The sequence below is a fragment of the Micromonospora sp. HK10 genome, assembly GCF_000982955.1.
Lineage (GTDB): Bacteria > Actinomycetota > Actinomycetes > Mycobacteriales > Micromonosporaceae > Micromonospora.
This window is the reverse complement of the sequence record NZ_KQ058713.1, coordinates 1-16,443: the sequence shown is the minus strand read 5'-3', so window position 1 is coordinate 16,443 and position 16,443 is coordinate 1. Positions and strand designations below refer to the sequence as shown.

Genomic DNA, 16,443 nt, shown 5'->3' with positions numbered 1-16,443 from the left:
GCGGCGGCCACCGCCGCGCCCGCGAGCAGCGCCGCCGGCCGGTCAGCGGCCAGCGTGAGCTGGGCGAGGGCGTACGCCCACGCGCTCGTCACGGCCACCAGCACTCCCGGCACGCGCCCAGCCTAGAACCCGCTGTCACCCCCACCGCGCCGCTTGCCGCAACCGAGGGCCGGCGGAGCACGGCGATCGGGGCCGGGCCGCCGCGCCGCCGGGCCGGGCCGCCGGCGCTCCCGGTGCGACACGCCGCACCCCGCGTTTCCCCGCCCCGACACGGTGGGTAACAGGGCGTCGACGGCGCGGCACGGCGTCGCAAACGGATTCTTCACGGACGGTGGTGGCCGATGAGCGGTTCAGTGGCGGAACGGGAGCGGAGCGCCGCGCACGGCGGCACCGACCTCCGCACGGTCGGTGTCGAGGAGGAGTTCCTGCTGGTCGATCCGCACACGGGGGTCGCCGTACCCGCCGTCGACCTGGTCATGGAACAGGTGCCGGCCGAACTGCGCGGCCAGGTGGAGCGGGAGTTCCAGACCAGCCAGATCGAGATCGGCAGCCCGCCCGGGCTGGAGCTGTCCGCCATCCGGCACTCGCTGAGCGTGCTCCGCACCGAGCTGGCCGACGCCGCCGAGCGTGCCGGCGTACGGCTGTTGGCGATCGGCACCGGGCCGGTGGACGGGCCGGTCCCGCCGGTCGTGGACAAGCCCCGCTTCGACCGGATGATCGAACGGTTCCGGCTGCTCGTACCCGGCCCCGGCAACAACGGCATGCACGTGCACGTCGGGGTCCCCGACCCGGACACCGGGGTGCGGGTGCTCAACCACGTCCGCCCGTGGCTGCCGGTGCTGCACGCGGTGACCGCCAACTCGCCGTTCGCCCGGGGCACGGACACCGGGTACGCCAGCTGGCGCTCCGTCGAGTGGGAACGCTGGCCGTCGGTGGCGCCCACCCCCTACCTGGAGTCGCACGAGCACTACGAGCGGCTGATCCGGCAGCTCATCGCCAGCGGCGTGATGCTCGACGAGGGGATGCTCTACTGGTACGCCCGGCTCTCCGCCCGGTACCCGACCGTGGAGATCCGAATCGGTGACGTCTGCCCGTCGGTGGACGACGCGGTGCTGGTCGCCGCCCTGGTCCGGGCCCTGGTGGCGACCGCGCTCACGGAGATCGCCGAGGGCCGCGCGCCGATCAACACGGATCACCACCTGCTGGTCGCCGCGCACTGGCGGGCCGCCCACGACGGGCTGGAGGGCGAGGGTGTCGACCTGACCGACGGTGAGCTGCGCCCGGCCTGGGAACTGCTGGACCGGCTGGTCGACCACCTCCGCCCCGAACTGGATCGGCACGGCGACCTCGACGAGGTGACCGACCTGCTGGGCGGGCTGCGCCGGCACGGCAGCGGCGCGGCACGGCAGCGGGCCGTGTTCGCCCGGACCGGCAGGCTGCTCGACGTGGTCGAGGACGTGGCCCGGCAGACGCGCGGCTGAGCGCGCCCCACCGCCACGACCCGCGTGACACGATGGTGCTCGTGGCCGAACGGATGATCGTCATCGGCGGGGACGCCGCCGGGATGGCGGCGGCGTCCCAGGCCCGACGCCGCCGCCGGGACCGGACCGACCTGGAGATCACCGCTTTCGAGCGGGGGCACTTCACCTCCTACTCGTCGTGCGGCATCCCGTACTGGGTGAGCGGGCAGGTGCAGGAGCGGGACCAGCTGATCGCGCGCGATCCGGCGGCCTTCCGCGACAAGTTCGACATCGACGTCCGGGTGCGCCACGAGGTCACCGCCATCGACCTCGACCGCCGCGAGGTGGTCGCCCGGGACCTGGCCGGCGGCGGCGAGGTCCGCGCCGGCTTCGACACCCTGGTGTACGCCACCGGCGCGAGCCCGGTCAGGCCCGCCTGGGCCGGCGGCGGGGTGGCCGGCGTGTTCGGCGTGCAGACGCTCGACGACGGCACCGCCCTGATCGACTGGCTGGAGCACGAGCCGCGGCCCCGCCGCGCCGTGGTGGTCGGTGGCGGCTACATCGGCGTGGAGATGGCCGAGGCGCTGCTGGACCGCGGGCTCACGGTCGACCTCGTCGAGCAGGCCGACCAGCCGATGGCCACCGTGGACCCGGACATGGGCGAGCTGGTCGCCGAGGCGCTGCGCCAGACCGGCATCGGCATCCACACCGGGCTGCCGGTCGAGGGCCTGGCGGAACGGGACGGCCGGGTCAGCGCGGTGGTCACGGCCGAGGGGCCGATCCCGGCCGACGTGGTGGTGCTGGGTCTCGGCGTACGCCCCAACATCGCGCTCGCCGAGGCGGCCGGCCTGCCGATCGGCCCGAGCGGCGCGGTCCGCGTCGACCGCCGGATGCGGGTGCCCGGTGTGCCCGGGGTCTGGGCGGCCGGCGACTGCGTGGAGAGCCTGCACCGGGTCAGCGGCCTGCCCGTGCACATCCCGCTCGGCACCCACGCCAACAAGCAGGGCCGGGTCGCCGGGATCAACATCGGCGGCGGGTACGCCACCTTCCCCGGGGTGGTCGGCACCGCGGTGACCAAGGTCTGCGAGCTGGAGGTGGGGCGCACCGGCCTGCGCGAGCGGGACGCCGTCGCCGCCGGCTTCGAGTTCATCACCGTGCTCGCCGAGTCGACCAACCGGGCCGGCTACTTCCCCGGCGCCCGGCCGATGACCGTGAAGCTGATCGCCGAGCGGCCCAGCGGCCGGTTGCTCGGGGCGCAGATCGTCGGCTGGTCCGAGGCGGCCAAACGGATCGACGCGCTCGCCGTGGCGCTGTGGAACGGCATGACGGTGGACGAGATGACGGCGCTCGACCTGGGCTATGCCCCGCCGTACGCCCCGGTCTGGGATCCGGTGCTGATCGCCGCCCGGGAGGCCGTCGAGGCCCTCGCCCACACCGGCCGTTAGCTGTCGCCCGCGGGTGCGTTTGTTGTCGCTGGGGCGACAACAAACGCACCCACACCTCGTTGTCGGGGGCGCGGCTACCTTGTGCCACGCGCCCGCAGTCGGTTGGAATCGACGGGTGCGGATGCCGCGAGACGACGCGTCAGGGCTGGAGTGGCTGCTCTTCACGCAGTCGGGGGTGTTGACCTGGGCGCAGGCGACGGCCGAGCTGACCCCGGCCCGGGTCCGGCACCTGCTGGCCAGCGGCCGCTGGCAGCGGGTGTGCCGTGGGCTGCTGCGGGCGGCCCCGGACGGGCCGTTCGACCGGGAGCAGCAATGGTGGGTCGCGGTGCTCGCGGCGGGCCGGGGCGCGGTGCTCGCCGGGCTGGCCGCCGCACAGGCCGGTGGCCTGCGGGGCAACTGGCGGTACGAAACGGTGGACGTCCTCGTCCCGCACCGGCGACGCGCCGCCGACCTGCTGCGCCGGCTGCCCCTGGGCCTTCCCGCGGTACGGGTGCGCCGGGTCCGTGCCCTGCCCGCCGTCGACCGGCAGCGGGGCCGGCCGGACCGGACGAGCATGGCCCGGTCCCTGGTGGACGCGGCCCAGTGGGCGCGTACCGACGAGGAGGCGCAGCAGCTCCTGGCGGCCGGCTGCCAGCAGCGGCGGGTCACCCCGGCCGAGATCACTGCCGTGCTGGACCGGATGCCGCGCGCCCTGCGCAGGGGCTTGATCCGGGAGACGCTCCAGGACGTGGCCGGTGGCGCCCAGGCCCTGTCCGAGATCGACCTGGTCCGGCTCTGCCGCCGCCACGACCTGCCGGTTCCGGACGGTCAGGAACGCCGGCGCGACGCGCGCGGCCGGGTGCGCTACCTCGACGCGTACTGGCGGCGCTGGGGGCTGCACGTCGAGGTGGACGGCGCGCACCACCTGGACGTCCGGCAGTGGGCGGCGGACCTGCGCCGGCAGAACGACGTCTGGATCTCCGGCGACCGGATCCTGCGGTTCACCGCCTTCGACGTCCGGCACCGCCCCGACGAGGTGGTGGCCCAACTCCGGGCCGCCCTGGCGGCGGCCGGCTGGCGGCCGTAGCGCTCCTGTGGGTGCGTTTGTGGTCGCTGGGACGACAACAAACGCACCCACACCTCTTTGTCGGGGGGCGCGGTTACCTTGTGCGCGCTGTCGCCGGTTCCGGCCCTTTCCCTCGGAGGACCCCCATGTCGCAGGAGACGACCTACCTCGAACTGTCCGAAGTGGACGGTGCCGCGCACAAGTTCTACGAGGTGGTGGTGGAGGACACGGCGTTGACCGTGCGCTACGGCCGGATCGGCGACCAGGGCCAGGTGAAGACGAGCACCTTCCCGGACAACGCCCGGGCCCGGGCCGCCGCCGCGAAGAAGATCGGCGAGAAGATCCGCAAGGGGTACGCCCCGGCGGTGCGCGGCGTACGCCAGAAGCGCCCGGTGTCCCGCCGGCAGATCGTCAGCACCCGCTCCACCGCCCGCACCGCCCCGGTCCTCTGGCGGTACGCCTCCGGCGCGCCCGCGTTCGGCATCTTCATCGACGGGCAGAGCTGCCTGGTCGGAAACGAACACGGAGTGATCACCACGCTGGACCACGACGCCCGGGTGCTGAACCAGGTCCGGCTCCCCGACGGGGTGAAGTGCATCGTCGCCGACGACGCCTGGATCTACGCGGGCTGCGACGACGGCAACGTCTACGACCTCTCCGGCAAGGTGCCCCGGGTGGCGTACGCGATCGCCCCGGAGATCGACATCTACTGGCTGGACATCCACGACGGCGTGCTGGGGGTCTCCGACGCGGCCGGCGGGATCGCCGCCATCGACCACGAGGACGAGTTCCTCTGGCGCCGGCCGGGGCGGGGCCGGGCCGCCTGGATGGTGCGCTGTGATCGCGACGCCCTCTACCACGGCCACTCCCAGGGGGTCACCGGCTACGACTGGCGCAGCGGGCGGGAGCTGTGGCACACCCGCACCGGCTCGGTGCTCTTCGGCTGGCAGGAACGCGACGCGGTGTTCGCCGGCACCGGCACCCGCGAGGTGGTGCGGCTGCGCAAGGACGGTCGGGCCGACCGGACATACCGCTGCGACGCCCCGGTCTTCTCCTGCGCCACCGCCGAGGACGGCCGGTACGTCTTCGCCGGCGACAACCAGTCCTCGATCTACTGCTTCGACGCCGCCGGCAACCGGCTGTGGAAGCTCGGCACCGGCTGCGGCTCCGCCTACTCGATGCAGTACCACCAGGAACGGCTCTACCTGGTGACCACCGGCGGCTACCTGGCCTGCGTCGACGCCGGCGAGGCGGCGATCCGGGCGGCCGAGGCGGGCACCGTCCCCGAGGTGGTGGACGTCAAGGCGCCGGCCCGGCTGCCCGAGCCGGCCGCCTGGACCACGGTCGAGGTGACCACCGACGACCGCTCCGGCGTGGTGGTGCAGTGCGTCGAGCAGGGCGGCCGGATGCGCATCCACGTGCTCTCCGACGGCTACCGTCGGGACTGGTCGGTGCAGTTCCCCAAGGGCATCCGCGAGCCGGGCGCACGCTACCTGGTCACGGAGGTCCGGGAGTCCGGCCGGGGCGGTTTCTACCGGGCGTACGGGGACATCCGCCGGCTGCGCTGAACGGCTCCGGTCCTCCGGGGGTGGTGCCGGACCACCCTCGGACCGGTCCCCGGCAGGTCCAGCGCGGCGCCGGCACGCGGGTGATGAAGTACTCGACGTGTTCCTGGTCTGCTGCGTCCGGCATCCGGCCGCCCCGTGGGGTTCGCACTTCCGGACGGCACCGCGCCGGAAACGGTTTGTAGGCGACTGCCACCGGACCTCAGGATGGTCGGATGTCTCTGGAGATCCCCGAAGGGCTGCGCTGGACCGGGCGGTACCCGGCCGGCCGGGCCTGGCTCGCCGGCCTGCCGGACCGGCTGGCCGAGTGCGTCGAGCGCTGGCAGCTGCGGGTCGGTACGCCGTTCGGCTCCGCCTTCGCGTCGCTGGCGCTGCCGGCGGAACTGCCAGACGGCACCCTGGCGGTGCTGAAGCTCCAGTACCCGGACGAGGACAGCGTGCACGAGGCGACCGCGCTGACGCACTGGGCGGGGCGCGGCGCGATCCGGCTGCTCGCCCACGACGCCGGGCGGCGCGCGCTGCTGGTCGAGCGCTGCCTGCCCGGCACCCCGCTGCACGCGCTGCCGCCCGAGGCGGCCCTCGACGTGATGGTCGCGCTGCTGCCCCGGCTCGGCGTGCCGGCCGGACCGCCGTTCACCCCGCTCGCCGAGGAGGCCGCCGGCTGGACCGAGCGGATGCCGGCCAAGTGGGAGCGGCTGAACCGGCCGTTCGAGCGGCGGCTGCTGGACGCCGCCCTCGGGCTGCTCGCCGACCTGGTGCCGAGCCAGGGTGAGCAGGTGCTGGTCAACCAGGACCTGCACGCCGGCAACGTGCTGGCGGCCGGCCGCGAGCCGTGGCTGGTCATCGACCCGAAACCGCTGGTCGGCGAGCGCGAGTTCGCCGCGGTGCCGATGGTGCGCGGCCCGGAGCTGGGGCACTCCCCCGCCGAGGTCCGGCACCGGCTGGACCGGCTCAGCACCGAGCTGGGGCTGGACCGGGAGCGGGTACGCGGCTGGGCGGTCGCGCACACCCTGGCCTGGAGCCTCGGCGACGACCAGGTCTTCCCGAGCCAGGTCGAGACGGTCCGCTGGCTGCTCGACCAGGCGTGAACCGTCGGGACCGTCTCGCGGGCGGCCCGGCGGCACCCGGCCCCGGCGGTACCGAACGGCCCGGCGACGCCCGGCCCCGGCGGTACCGAACGGCCCGGCGACGCCCGGCCCCGGCGGTACCGAACGGCCCGGCGACGCCGGGCCGTTCAGCCGGCTTGGCAGGTGGCGCACCAGTAGAGGTTGCGGCCGGCCAGTGTGCCCCGGCTGACCGCGGTGCGGCAGACGTGGCAGGGCGCGCCAGGGCGGCGGTAGACGTACACCTCGCCGCCGTGCCGGTCGACGCGCGGTGACCGGCCCATCGCCTCCGGCAGGTGCTCGTCGCGGACGGTGTCGATGCGGCCCGCGGCGACGGCGCGGGTCATCAGGTGGACCAGGTCGGCCCAGATCCGGTCCCAGCCCGCGGGGTCCAGCGCCCGGCCGGGCAGCGTGGGCGGCAGGCCGGCCCGGAACAGCGCCTCGGTCACGAAGATCAACCCGGTGCCGGCCACCACCGACTGGTCCAGCAGCAGCGCGGCCAGCGGGGTGGGGCTGCGCCGGATGCGGGCGTACGCCCGGTCCGGGTCGGCGTCGGTGCGCAGCGGGTCCGGGCCGAGCCGGGCCCGCAGCGCATCCACCTCGGCCGGGGTGAGCAGCTCGCAGGCGGCCGGCCCGCGCAGGTCCAGCCAGTGCGCATCGCTGGTGAGCCGCAGCCGCACCTGCCCGACCGGGGCCGGGGGCTGGCCCGGGCCGCCGGCGAACCTCCCGTAGAGCCCGAGGTGCACGTGCAGGGTCAGCTCGCCCGCGTGGTGGTGCAGCAGGTGCTTGCCGTACGCCTCGGTGCCGTCGAGGACGGTGCCGCTGAGCCGGGCCGCGCCCTCGGCGAAGCGGCCCTGCGGGCTGGTGGCGTACACCTTGTCGCCGGCGAAGAGCTCGGCGTGCCGGGCCGCCAGGCGATGGATGGTGTGTCCCTCTGGCACGGGAGCCAAGGGTAGTCAACCGCTCTCGCATCTCCCGCGTGACCTGTCGAACAGCGCTGTCACCCACCGAGCCTCGGGGCCCGCACGGATGCTGGTGGCGGCCCCGGGTGCGGTACTTCGCGTCACGACCACCGACCGCCGTTGCGGGCAGCCTTGGCCTCGTCGAGCAGGTGAGCCAGCCGGTACCGCAGTACCCGCGCCTGGCTGATCGACAGAAGCAGGGTGGCGGCGGCGCCGCCCGCCACGCTGGTGAGGTTCACCATCGGCTCGGCGGCCGGGTGCAACGCCCGCACCAGCCGCACGTCGACGATGAACGTCTCCGGGCGGTTGGTACCGACGTGGCGGGCGCGGGAACGGTGCTGACCCCGGCGCTCGCACCCGTCCCGGTCGCACCAGCGCGGGTGGCCCGGACCCTCCCCGGTGGCCAGCCTCCCGGTGGCATAGACGTGCAGGTAGCCGCACGGCCGGTCCACGTCCGGCGCCAGGCCGACCGGGTGGGCGTCCAGCCCGGCGCGGCCGACCACGGCGGTGGCCTGGGCCGCATGCGCGGCGCAGGTGTACGCGCAGCCGTCCAGGGAGTCGGCGGTGTACAGCTCGATGCGGACCGTCGCGGGTTCTCCGCAGACAGGCAGCGTGGGTAGGGTGCTCACGGGTCGCCTCCTTGCAGGCGATCAAGGCCCTCGGCCAGCGCGCAATCGCTGGTCGGGGGCCGCCTTTTTGCGGGCCGCATAAACGTACAGCCGATGTACGTCTAGACACTAGACGTCTAGTGGCTGCACATCCCCGAATACGTACAGATCATGCGCGTGTCTACGCTGCCGCCCATGACGAGCCCGCTGAACAACGTGCCGCTCTACCGGCAGTTGGCGGACCTGCTCGCCAAAGAGATCGAAGAGGGCAAGCTGCGCCCCGGGCAGCCGCTTCCGAGCGAACTGCACCTGCAGCAGACCTACGGCGTAGCGCGGGGCACCGTGCGAATGGCCATGCGAGAGCTACGCGAGCGCGGCTTGGTCGTCACGGTTCACGCTCGAGGAACGTTCGTCTCCGAGCGGTCGTAGCTCGTACGCGCGCGGCGCACCGCGATCAGTGCACCGGCAGCGCCGAAGGACCTGCACCCTTCACGCTTCGCCGCAGCAGGTCGTACGACCAGACGAAGCAGCGGACCTGCCGGTCGCCGCGCGCCCACGCGGCCGCCGAGGGCAGCCCGTACAGGCTGCTGGTCCGGTACGGCAGCAGCCGGTCGACCGGCAGCTTCGCGTAGCCGGCGATCACTGTGCGGCAGGCGGCGTGGATCCGGTCCTCGTCGGCGGCCAGCGCGGTGAAGGGCACCTCCGGGGCGGTCCACGTGCCGGCGTACTCGATCCGGTGCTCGCCCGCGCACGGCACCTGGAGCAGCCCGCCGACCACCTGCTCCACGCACCGGTACGCCAGCGGCGACGCCGGGTCCCGGAGCGCGTCGCGGAGGGTGCCGGCGTGCTGGGTGGGCCAGTCGGAGTCGTTGTCGCCGCCGATCTCCACCGCACTGACCTCGAAGAGGTCGCAGCGGAACCAGCGGCTGCCGCCCGCCCAACCGTTCGGCGACGGCGGCGCGACCTGCACCACCAGGCGGGCACCGTGCCAGTCCCCGCCCAGGAACGCGCGGGCCCGGGTGTCGCACTCGGCGTACGCCGGCCGCAGCACCGCCGAGCCCACCTTCGGCGGGGTGGGTCGGGCAGCCAGCGCGTCGCCGAACCGGCCGACGTGGAACGTCTCGGCCAGGTGCGGTCGGTCGCAGTCCACCGGCTGGTAGCTGCTCAGGTAGCTGGTGGGGTCACCGATGAGGTGGCAGTCGCCCACCTTCGGGCTGAACTGCTCGACCGCACTGATCGGACGCCAGTCGTCGGTCAGGTCGCCGTCCGTGCCGGCCGGCGAGGTGCAGCCGGCCAGCAGCATCAGGACCACGGCCGCCAACGCTGTCCCGCCGCGCCGCTGTCGCATACCCATCTCTCCTTCGGCCCCCGGGCAACCGCGCGCAGCATACGGGTCGCCGCGGGCCCTCGGTGCGGCGGTGACGGGGAGTCGGGCGGTCGACGGGTGTCATTGTCCCGCCGCCTGGGTACCTCATCCTCACGCGTGTGCCGGTAGTGCGCTTCCGCGGCCGCCGCGCCGGAGATCAGCAGGAGGTGTCGAGATGAAGATTCTGTCCCGCCGGAACGGTCCGGCGCGTACTGAGGACGTGAACGGCGACGGCGTGGTCGACGCCCGCGACGAGGCCGCCGACCGGGACGGTGACGGCGTCGCCGACCGCGAGGTGGTCGCCGCCCGGGACCGCGTCACCGACCGGGACCGCGTCACCGCCCGGGACATGGTCGCCGACCGGGACGGTGACGGCGTCGCCGACCGCGACGAGGTCGCCGACCGCGCCGGGCGCACCGCCCGCGACGGCGGACCGGTGGTCACCGACCGGGACGCCGAACAGACGACGTACCGCAGCGGCGCCACCGCCGGCGACGGCGACCGGGCCGCCGACGCGGAACGGCGGGCGGCCGACCGGGCCGCCGACGCGGAACGGCGGGCGGCCGACCGGGCCGCGGCGGCGCGGGCCGCCACCGGTCGCCCGCTCGGCGCGGGCACCACCCGCACCGTGCCGCCGGTCGACGGCTCCGCCCGTTCCGTGGCGCCGGTCGACGACGACCGCACCCGGCCGTCCGCCGACGACGCCACCCGCACCGACCGGCAGCTCGACCCGGCTGCGGAGCGCACCGTCGACCTGGACCGGGACGGCCGACCGGACCACCGGGAGCGGGTCGAGGACCAGGCGGTCCCGGTGAAGAAGCCGCGGGCCAGCCTGCTCGCCACCCTCGGCCTGATCGTCTCGGTGGTCGGCGCGCTCTTCGTGCTCACCGGCACCCTGGCCGGTTACGGCATCGGGCTCGGCGCGGTCGGCGCGGTGCTCGCGGTGCTCGGCCTGATGGCCACCCGCCGCCGGCACGTGGCCGGCAAGACCGACGCGCTGATCGGCGTGGTCGTCGGCCTGGCCGCCGTGGTGCTGGGCATCGTGGCGATGACCGGCCAGTTCGACTGGCCGACCACCGACGGCGACTGGGTGGGCCGGTTCCGCGAGTGGCTTGATTCACAGTTTGCCAACTGGTTCTGACGGGCACTGTCCCGGTCGCCGGCGCAGCTCCGGCGGTCCGACCAGCTCTGGTGGTTCACCAGCCGGACACACACCTCCTTCGGGGGCGGCGGTTCGCCGCCCCCGAAGTGCGTCCGGGGCCGGGCCCCGGTGGGCGGCTTGCTCCCGGGGGCAGCTCCACCCCCGCGTGAACGCAACGATCCGCCGCAGCCAGGTCGCCAGACGCAACGATCCGACGGCGTACGCAACTTCTCGCGGTGGATGTCGCCGGCCCGGGCCGCATACCGTTGGACCACGGCGCCAGCCCGTGGGCCACGGTGGCCGGGCGCGCCCGACCCCTGGGAGCAGGACATGACGATGGACGCGACCCGCCAGCGCTTTCTGATGTGCCGGCCGACGTACTTCGCCGTCGACTACGCGATCAACCCGTGGATGGACCCCACCGCCCCGGTCGACGCCGACCTGGCGATCGAGCAGTGGGAGCAGCTCCGCCGGACGTACGTCGACCTGGGCCACGAGGTCGAGCTGATCGACCCGGTGGCCGGCCTGCCGGACATGGTCTTCGCCGCCAACGGCGGCACGGTGATCGACGGCAAGGCGATGGCGGTGCAGTTCCGCGACCCGCAGCGGGCCGACGAGGCCCCCGCCTACCGCGCCTGGTTCGAGGCCGCCGGCTTCGAGATGTACGACCCGAAGCACGTCAACGAGGGCGAGGGCGACGTCCTGCTGGCCGGCGACCACCTGCTCGCCGGCACCGGGTTCCGCACTGCGCACGCCTCGCACGCCCAGCTCCAGGAGTTCTTCGGCTACCCGGTGATCACCATGCAGCTGGTCGACCCGCGCTTCTACCACCTGGACACCGCGCTCACCGTGCTCGACGAGCGGACCGTGGCGTACCTGCCGGAGGCGTTCTCGCCGGGCAGCCGGGCCGTGCTGCGCCGGCTCTTCCCGGACGCCATCCACGCGACCATGGCCGACGCCGAGGTGCTGGGGCTGAACGCGGTCAGCGACGGCCGGCACGTGGTGCTGCCGGCGCAGGCCACCGACCTCGCCGCGAAGCTGCGCGACCGGGGCTACGAGACCATCGGGATCGACCTGTCCGAGCTGCGCAAGGCCGGCGGCGGACCGAAGTGCTGCACGTTGCGACTCCGTCAGGGAAAGGCGAGCAAGTGATCATCGACGACATGCTGCGGACTCCGGCCGCGGTCCGGGACGCGGAGCGGCACACGGCGCACAACTACCACCCGCTGCCCGTGGTGATCTCGTCGGCCGAGGGCGCCTGGCTGACCGACGTGGACGGCCGCCGCTACCTGGACTGCCTGGCCGGCTACTCGGCGTTGAACTTCGGCCACCGGCACCCGAAGCTGATCGAGGCCGCGCACGCCCAGCTGGACCGGCTCACCCTCACCAGCCGGGCGTTCATCCACGACCAGTTCGCCGACTTCTGCCGGGAGCTGGCCGCACTCTGCGGCAAGGACCTGGTGCTGCCGATGAACACCGGCGCCGAGGCGGTGGAGACCGGCATCAAGGTCGCCCGCAAGTGGGGCTACCAGGTCAAGGGCGTCACCCCCGGCCAGGCCAACATCGTGGTGGCGGAGGGCAACTTCCACGGGCGTACCACCACGATCGTCAGCTTCTCCACCGACGAGGACGCGCGCGCCGACTTCGGGCCGTACACCCCGGGCTTCACGGTCGTCCCCTACGGCGACCTGGCCGCGCTGACCGCCGCGATCGACGAGAACACCGTGGCCGTGCTGCTCGAGCCGATCCAGGGCGAGCAGGGCGTCGTGGTGCCGCCGGAGGGCTACCTGCCGGGCGTCCGCCAGCTCTGCACCGAGCGGAACGTGCTCTTCATCGCCGACGAGATCCAGTCCGGCCTGGGCCGCACCGGCGCCACCTTCGCCTGCGAGCACGAGGGTGTCGTCCCGGACATGTACCTGCTGGGCAAGGCGCTCGGCGGCGGCATCGTGCCGGTCTCCGCGGTGGCCGCGAACGCCGACGTGCTCGGCGTGCTCCAGCCCGGCCAGCACGGCTCGACCTTCGGCGGCAACCCGTTGGCCTGCGCCGTCGCCACCGAGGTGGTCCGGCTGCTGGCCACCGGCGAGTTCCAGCGGCGCTCCGCCGAGCTGGGCGAGCGGCTGCACGCCGGGCTGCGCGGCCTGATCGGCAAGGGCCTGGTCGCGGTCCGGGGCCGGGGCCTCTGGGCCGGCCTGGACATCGACCCGGCGCTGATGACCGGCCGGCAGGCCTGCGAGCGGCTGATGGAGCGGGGCGTCCTGGCCAAGGACACCCACGGCTCCACCATCCGGCTCGCCCCGCCGCTGGTGATCACGGAGGAGGAGATCGACCACGCGGTGGCCCAGCTCGCCGCCGTGCTGGCCGGCTGACCCCGTACCCGACAGGGCGCCGGGACCGTCGCGGTCCCGGCGCCCTTCGCGCGTCCCCCGGGTCAGACCCGCGGCAGCCGCATCGCCATGGTGGGCGCCTCGGCCATCACCGAGGTGGGGCTGAACTTCGCGTCGCTGGGCAACTCGTCGGCGCGGCCGACGTGCACGCCCGGGTAGAGCTCGATCACGTCCCCCTCGGCCAGCACCCGGGACTGCTGCGGGGCCAGCGCGATCCGGTCCGCCTCGACCATCGAGCCGCCCGGCCGCACGCCCGAGCCGTTGGTGCTGGTGTCCGTCACGATCACCTCACCCACCCTCAGCTCGAACCGGACGTGGCTGCGGCTGATCCAGCGCCGCGCCTCGTCGTTGAGCCACTGGCCGAGGACGATCCCGTCGGCCGGATCCGGCGCCCGCCCGACCAGCACCGGCTGCGCCTCGGTGAGCGCGAACCGGCGGCGCACCAGCCCACCGATCCGCACCGCCAGCACCTCCGTACGCGGGCGCGGCCCGGCGTCGCCGAGCCGGGCCCCGTGCCGGGGACAGGTCGGCACCCCGTTGCGCAACGCCGGTGGCGGCTGACCGGCCGGCGCCCGGTCCACCCGGGCCAGGTCGGCGAAGGCGCCGCCGCCCCCACCGCCGCCGAAGAGCGCGCACCCCGGCTCCGGGCAGCGCCACTGCCGGGCCAGCAGCTTCGCCCCGACCGGTGAGCGGCCCCCGACCGCCGGGCGCTGCCCACCGCCGACGTGGGCGATGAAGACCGGGCCACCGGCACCGGGCACCGGGGCGAGCACCCGCCCGGCCTGCCCGAGCCACGGGAACCGCCCCTGCCGGCCGTCGAAGCGGACCCGGCTGAGCACCGGCAGGCCGAGCAGGTCGGCCACCTCCAGCACCCGGTCGCCGGGCTGGTCGAGGACCTCGACGAGGCCGTCGTCGGCCCAGCGCCGGACCACCATCCGCTCATTGGAGGTGAGGTCCGCGTCGGAGAGCAGGGCCCGGTGCACGATCGCGTACACCGGGACGCTGTCCTCCTCCAACTGCCGGGCCAGGGCATCGATCACCATGCCGAGCCGCAGCAGGCTGGCCGGCCGGCCGCCGTCCAGGTCCTGCCAGCGGATCACCTCGGCCAGGTCCACCACGGCGCGCGCCAACGCCGGGTCGGTGCAGACCCGACCCTCGATGGCGTCCAGCACCTTGCTGATCTCGAATCTCATCGGGCGCTCCCGGTCCGCCGGGCCGGCCACCGCCGCGCCGGCTCGTCCCGTACCGCCTCCACGGTGAGCACGTCTGCCATGGCCCCGACCCTACCGGGGCGGCCCGGACCGCCCCGGCCGCGGCACGGCCCCGACCGCCCGGGTCAGCCGCGCCGCAGCGGCCTCCCGACCTCGTGCAGGTGCGCCAGCCCCTGCCGGTACGACTCGATCAGCCCGGTCTCCGCGTACGGCAGGCCCTGCTCGGCGCAGAACGCCTGGACGATCGGCCGGGCCCGGCGCAGGTTGGCCCGGGGCATGTTCGGGAAGAGGTGGTGCTCGATCTGGTAGTTGAGCGCGCCGAGCGCCACGTCCACGAACCGGCCGCCCCGCACGTTGCGCGAGGTGAGCACCTGCTTACGCAGATAGTCCAGGTCGTCCTCGGCGGTCGGCATCGGCATGCCCTTGTGGTTGGGGGCGAACGCGCACCCCATGTACAACCCCCACAGCCCCTGGTGGACGACGACGAAGAGCAGGGCCTTCGCCGGCGACATCACCGCGAACAGCAGCCCCAGGTAGCCGGCGGCGTGCGCGACGAGCAGCGCCGCCTCGGCGGCCCGGTGCCGGACCGGGGTACGCCAGCGGCCGTCCGCCCGGCCGGTCACCGCCCGCACGCTCGCCACGTGCAGCGCCAACCCCTCCAGCAGCAGCATCGGGAAGAAGAGCCACGCCTGCCGGCGGGCCAACCAGCGGCTGAACCCCTGGGTCGCGGCCGCCTGCTCGGGCGTCCAGACCAGCGCGCCCGCGCCGACGTCCGGGTCCTCGTCGGCGTGGTTCGGGTTGGCGTGGTGGCGGTTGTGCTTCTCCACCCACCAGCCGTAGCTCAGCCCGACGGCGAGGTTGCCGGCGAGCAGCCCGACCAGCTCGCTCGGGCCGCGCCGGCGGAACATCTGCCGGTGCCCGGCGTCGTGCCCGAGGAACGACACCTGGGTGGTGGCCACCGCCAGCACGACGGCCAGGGCCAGTTGCGCCCAGGAGTCGCCGACCGCCACCACCAGCGCCCAACCGGCCAGGAACCCGCCCAGGGTGAGGCCGATCCGCAGCGCGTACCAGGCCGGCCGGCGGGCGAACAGCCCGGCCTCGGCGACCCGGCGGGACAGCCGGGCGTAGTCGCTGCCCCGCCGTACCGCCGGTGCCGTCACCGTCGATGAGGTCATCCGATCCCCCGTTCTCGTCCACGGAACGCGCCGGGCCGGCGCGACTTTCCGTGATCGAGTCTGGTCGGGACGGTTGCGCACGGTAATCCCGGCAACCCCCCAGTCGGGGGTGGTGTTGTCCCTACCTCATCCCGCCGACCGCGGCGCGGAGCCGGACCACGTCCCGGCGCCGCCGCTCGTACGTGGCGGCCAGTGCGATCAGCGCCAGCCCGCCCAGCCCCAGGAAGATCCAGCGGGGCAGCAGGTCCCAACCCCGGGCCAGCTCGTGCAGCGCGAGCGGCACCAGCGCGGCCGCGCCCAGCACCACGGGCGCCTGCCAGCGCCGGGCCGCGCCGCCGAGCACCGCGCCGAGGGCGACGACGCCGAGCGCCAGCCGCCGCCACGGTTGCGGCTCGGGCGCCACCAGCACCGATACCAGGCCGGGCAGCAGCACCGCCGCCAGCCCTGGGCCGAGCGCCAGCCAGCTGTTCAGGCCGGGCCGGCTGCGCAGCGCCACCAGGCCGGCGCCGAGGGCCAGCGCCGCCGCCGGCACGGTGTACGCCTCCAGCAGCGTCACCCGGCTGGCCAGCAGTTGCAGCCAGCCGCCGAGCAGCACGCTGCCGCCCGCCACGCCGGCGAGGGCCCACCGCCGCACGCGCGACTCGCCCCGGCGCAGCACCCGCAGCGCCACCGCCACGCCCCATAGGGTGCAGACCGTCGACGCCGGGCGCAACGCGCCGACGGTGAGCAGCAGGGCGAGCAGGGCCACCGCCTGCGCGGCGGCCTCCAGCGCCACCGCCGGATCCCCCACCCCGGCACGTCCCGCCACCCGACCGCCACGGTCCGCCGGCACCGGACCAACAGGGCCCGCCGGCACCGGACCGGCGGCGGCCGGCGGCACCGGACCAACGGCGCCCGGCGGCACCGGACCGGCGGCGGCCGGCGGTGTCGCCTGGCCCGGGCCGGCCGGTGGCACGGGACCGGCGGCGGCCGGCGGCA

General features: G+C 74.8%; 15 protein-coding genes. 9 read left to right on the top strand and 6 right to left on the bottom strand.

The genetic code is table 11. The features are described 5' to 3' along the window. Window positions 1–341: 341 nt before the first annotated feature. The 5 genes from LQ51_RS06480 to LQ51_RS06460 all read left to right on the top strand — a co-directional run bounded on the left by LQ51_RS06480 (window position 342) and on the right by LQ51_RS06460 (window position 6,603). Window positions 342–1,481, top strand: coding sequence for a carboxylate-amine ligase (locus tag LQ51_RS06480; RefSeq protein WP_046563753.1), 1,140 nt, complete (start codon window positions 342–344; stop codon window positions 1,479–1,481). Window positions 1,482–1,522: 41 nt separating this feature from the next. After that, window positions 1,523–2,905, top strand: a complete 1,383-nt coding sequence (locus tag LQ51_RS06475; RefSeq protein WP_046563758.1) for an FAD-dependent oxidoreductase — start codon at window positions 1,523–1,525, stop codon at window positions 2,903–2,905. Window positions 2,906–3,026: 121 nt separating this feature from the next. Beyond that, complete coding sequence (locus LQ51_RS06470; protein ID WP_046563757.1) at window positions 3,027–3,971, top strand: PDDEXK family nuclease; 945 nt, start codon at window positions 3,027–3,029, stop codon at window positions 3,969–3,971. Between the two features lie 125 nt (window positions 3,972–4,096). After that, entirely contained in the window at window positions 4,097–5,518 is a 1,422-nt protein-coding gene (locus LQ51_RS06465; RefSeq protein WP_046563752.1) for a WGR domain-containing protein, read from the top strand. 212 nt (window positions 5,519–5,730) lie between these two features. Further along, window positions 5,731–6,603 carry an aminoglycoside phosphotransferase family protein gene (locus LQ51_RS06460; RefSeq protein WP_046563751.1) on the top strand — a complete coding sequence of 291 codons (873 nt, stop codon included), beginning with the start codon at window positions 5,731–5,733 and terminating at the stop codon, window positions 6,601–6,603. A gap of 146 nt (window positions 6,604–6,749) precedes the next feature. Here LQ51_RS06460 and LQ51_RS06455 read toward each other — a convergent pair whose 3' ends face one another. Both LQ51_RS06455 and LQ51_RS06450 read right to left on the bottom strand, forming a co-directional pair. Continuing rightward, window positions 6,750–7,559, bottom strand: a complete 810-nt coding sequence (locus LQ51_RS06455; protein WP_046563750.1) for an Fpg/Nei family DNA glycosylase — start codon at window positions 7,557–7,559, stop codon at window positions 6,750–6,752. A gap of 122 nt (window positions 7,560–7,681) precedes the next feature. Next, window positions 7,682–8,209: a hypothetical protein gene (locus tag LQ51_RS06450; RefSeq protein WP_046563749.1), complete on the bottom strand. Its 528-nt coding sequence runs from the start codon at window positions 8,207–8,209 to the stop codon at window positions 7,682–7,684. A gap of 174 nt (window positions 8,210–8,383) precedes the next feature. On the opposite strand from LQ51_RS06450, the gene LQ51_RS06445 reads away from it, so the two are divergent. After that, entirely contained in the window at window positions 8,384–8,617 is a 234-nt protein-coding gene (locus LQ51_RS06445) for a GntR family transcriptional regulator (RefSeq protein WP_046563756.1), read from the top strand. 25 nt (window positions 8,618–8,642) lie between these two features. Here LQ51_RS06445 and LQ51_RS06440 read toward each other — a convergent pair whose 3' ends face one another. Continuing rightward, the gene (locus LQ51_RS06440; protein ID WP_046563748.1) at window positions 8,643–9,536 is read right to left on the bottom strand and encodes a septum formation family protein; all 894 of its coding nucleotides are present in this window, start codon (window positions 9,534–9,536) and stop codon (window positions 8,643–8,645) included. Between the two features lie 193 nt (window positions 9,537–9,729). On the opposite strand from LQ51_RS06440, the gene LQ51_RS06435 reads away from it, so the two are divergent. The 3 genes from LQ51_RS06435 (at window position 9,730) to rocD (ending at window position 13,061) form a co-directional block, all read left to right on the top strand. Beyond that, window positions 9,730–10,695: a hypothetical protein gene (locus LQ51_RS06435; RefSeq protein WP_046563747.1), complete on the top strand. Its 966-nt coding sequence runs from the start codon at window positions 9,730–9,732 to the stop codon at window positions 10,693–10,695. A 336-nt stretch (window positions 10,696–11,031) separates the two neighbouring features. Then, window positions 11,032–11,847, top strand: coding sequence for a dimethylargininase (gene ddaH, locus LQ51_RS06430; RefSeq protein ID WP_197087543.1), 816 nt, complete (start codon window positions 11,032–11,034; stop codon window positions 11,845–11,847). Further along, window positions 11,847–13,061, top strand: a complete 1,215-nt coding sequence (rocD, locus tag LQ51_RS06425) for an ornithine--oxo-acid transaminase (RefSeq protein WP_197087542.1) — start codon at window positions 11,847–11,849, stop codon at window positions 13,059–13,061. The genes ddaH and rocD overlap by 1 nt, the downstream gene beginning before the upstream one ends. A gap of 62 nt (window positions 13,062–13,123) precedes the next feature. Here the strand turns inward: rocD and LQ51_RS06420 are convergent, their stop codons facing one another. From LQ51_RS06420 to LQ51_RS06410, 3 genes are all read right to left on the bottom strand, one after another. Continuing rightward, window positions 13,124–14,272 (bottom strand): FHA domain-containing protein, encoded by a 1,149-nt coding sequence (locus tag LQ51_RS06420; RefSeq protein ID WP_046563754.1) that lies wholly within the window; start codon window positions 14,270–14,272, stop codon window positions 13,124–13,126. Between the two features lie 143 nt (window positions 14,273–14,415). Continuing rightward, window positions 14,416–15,465 (bottom strand): fatty acid desaturase family protein, encoded by a 1,050-nt coding sequence (locus LQ51_RS06415; protein ID WP_046563745.1) that lies wholly within the window; start codon window positions 15,463–15,465, stop codon window positions 14,416–14,418. Between the two features lie 121 nt (window positions 15,466–15,586). Next, window positions 15,587–16,255: an SCO7613 C-terminal domain-containing membrane protein gene (locus tag LQ51_RS06410; RefSeq protein WP_231605465.1), complete on the bottom strand. Its 669-nt coding sequence runs from the start codon at window positions 16,253–16,255 to the stop codon at window positions 15,587–15,589. Window positions 16,256–16,443 lie beyond the last annotated feature (188 nt).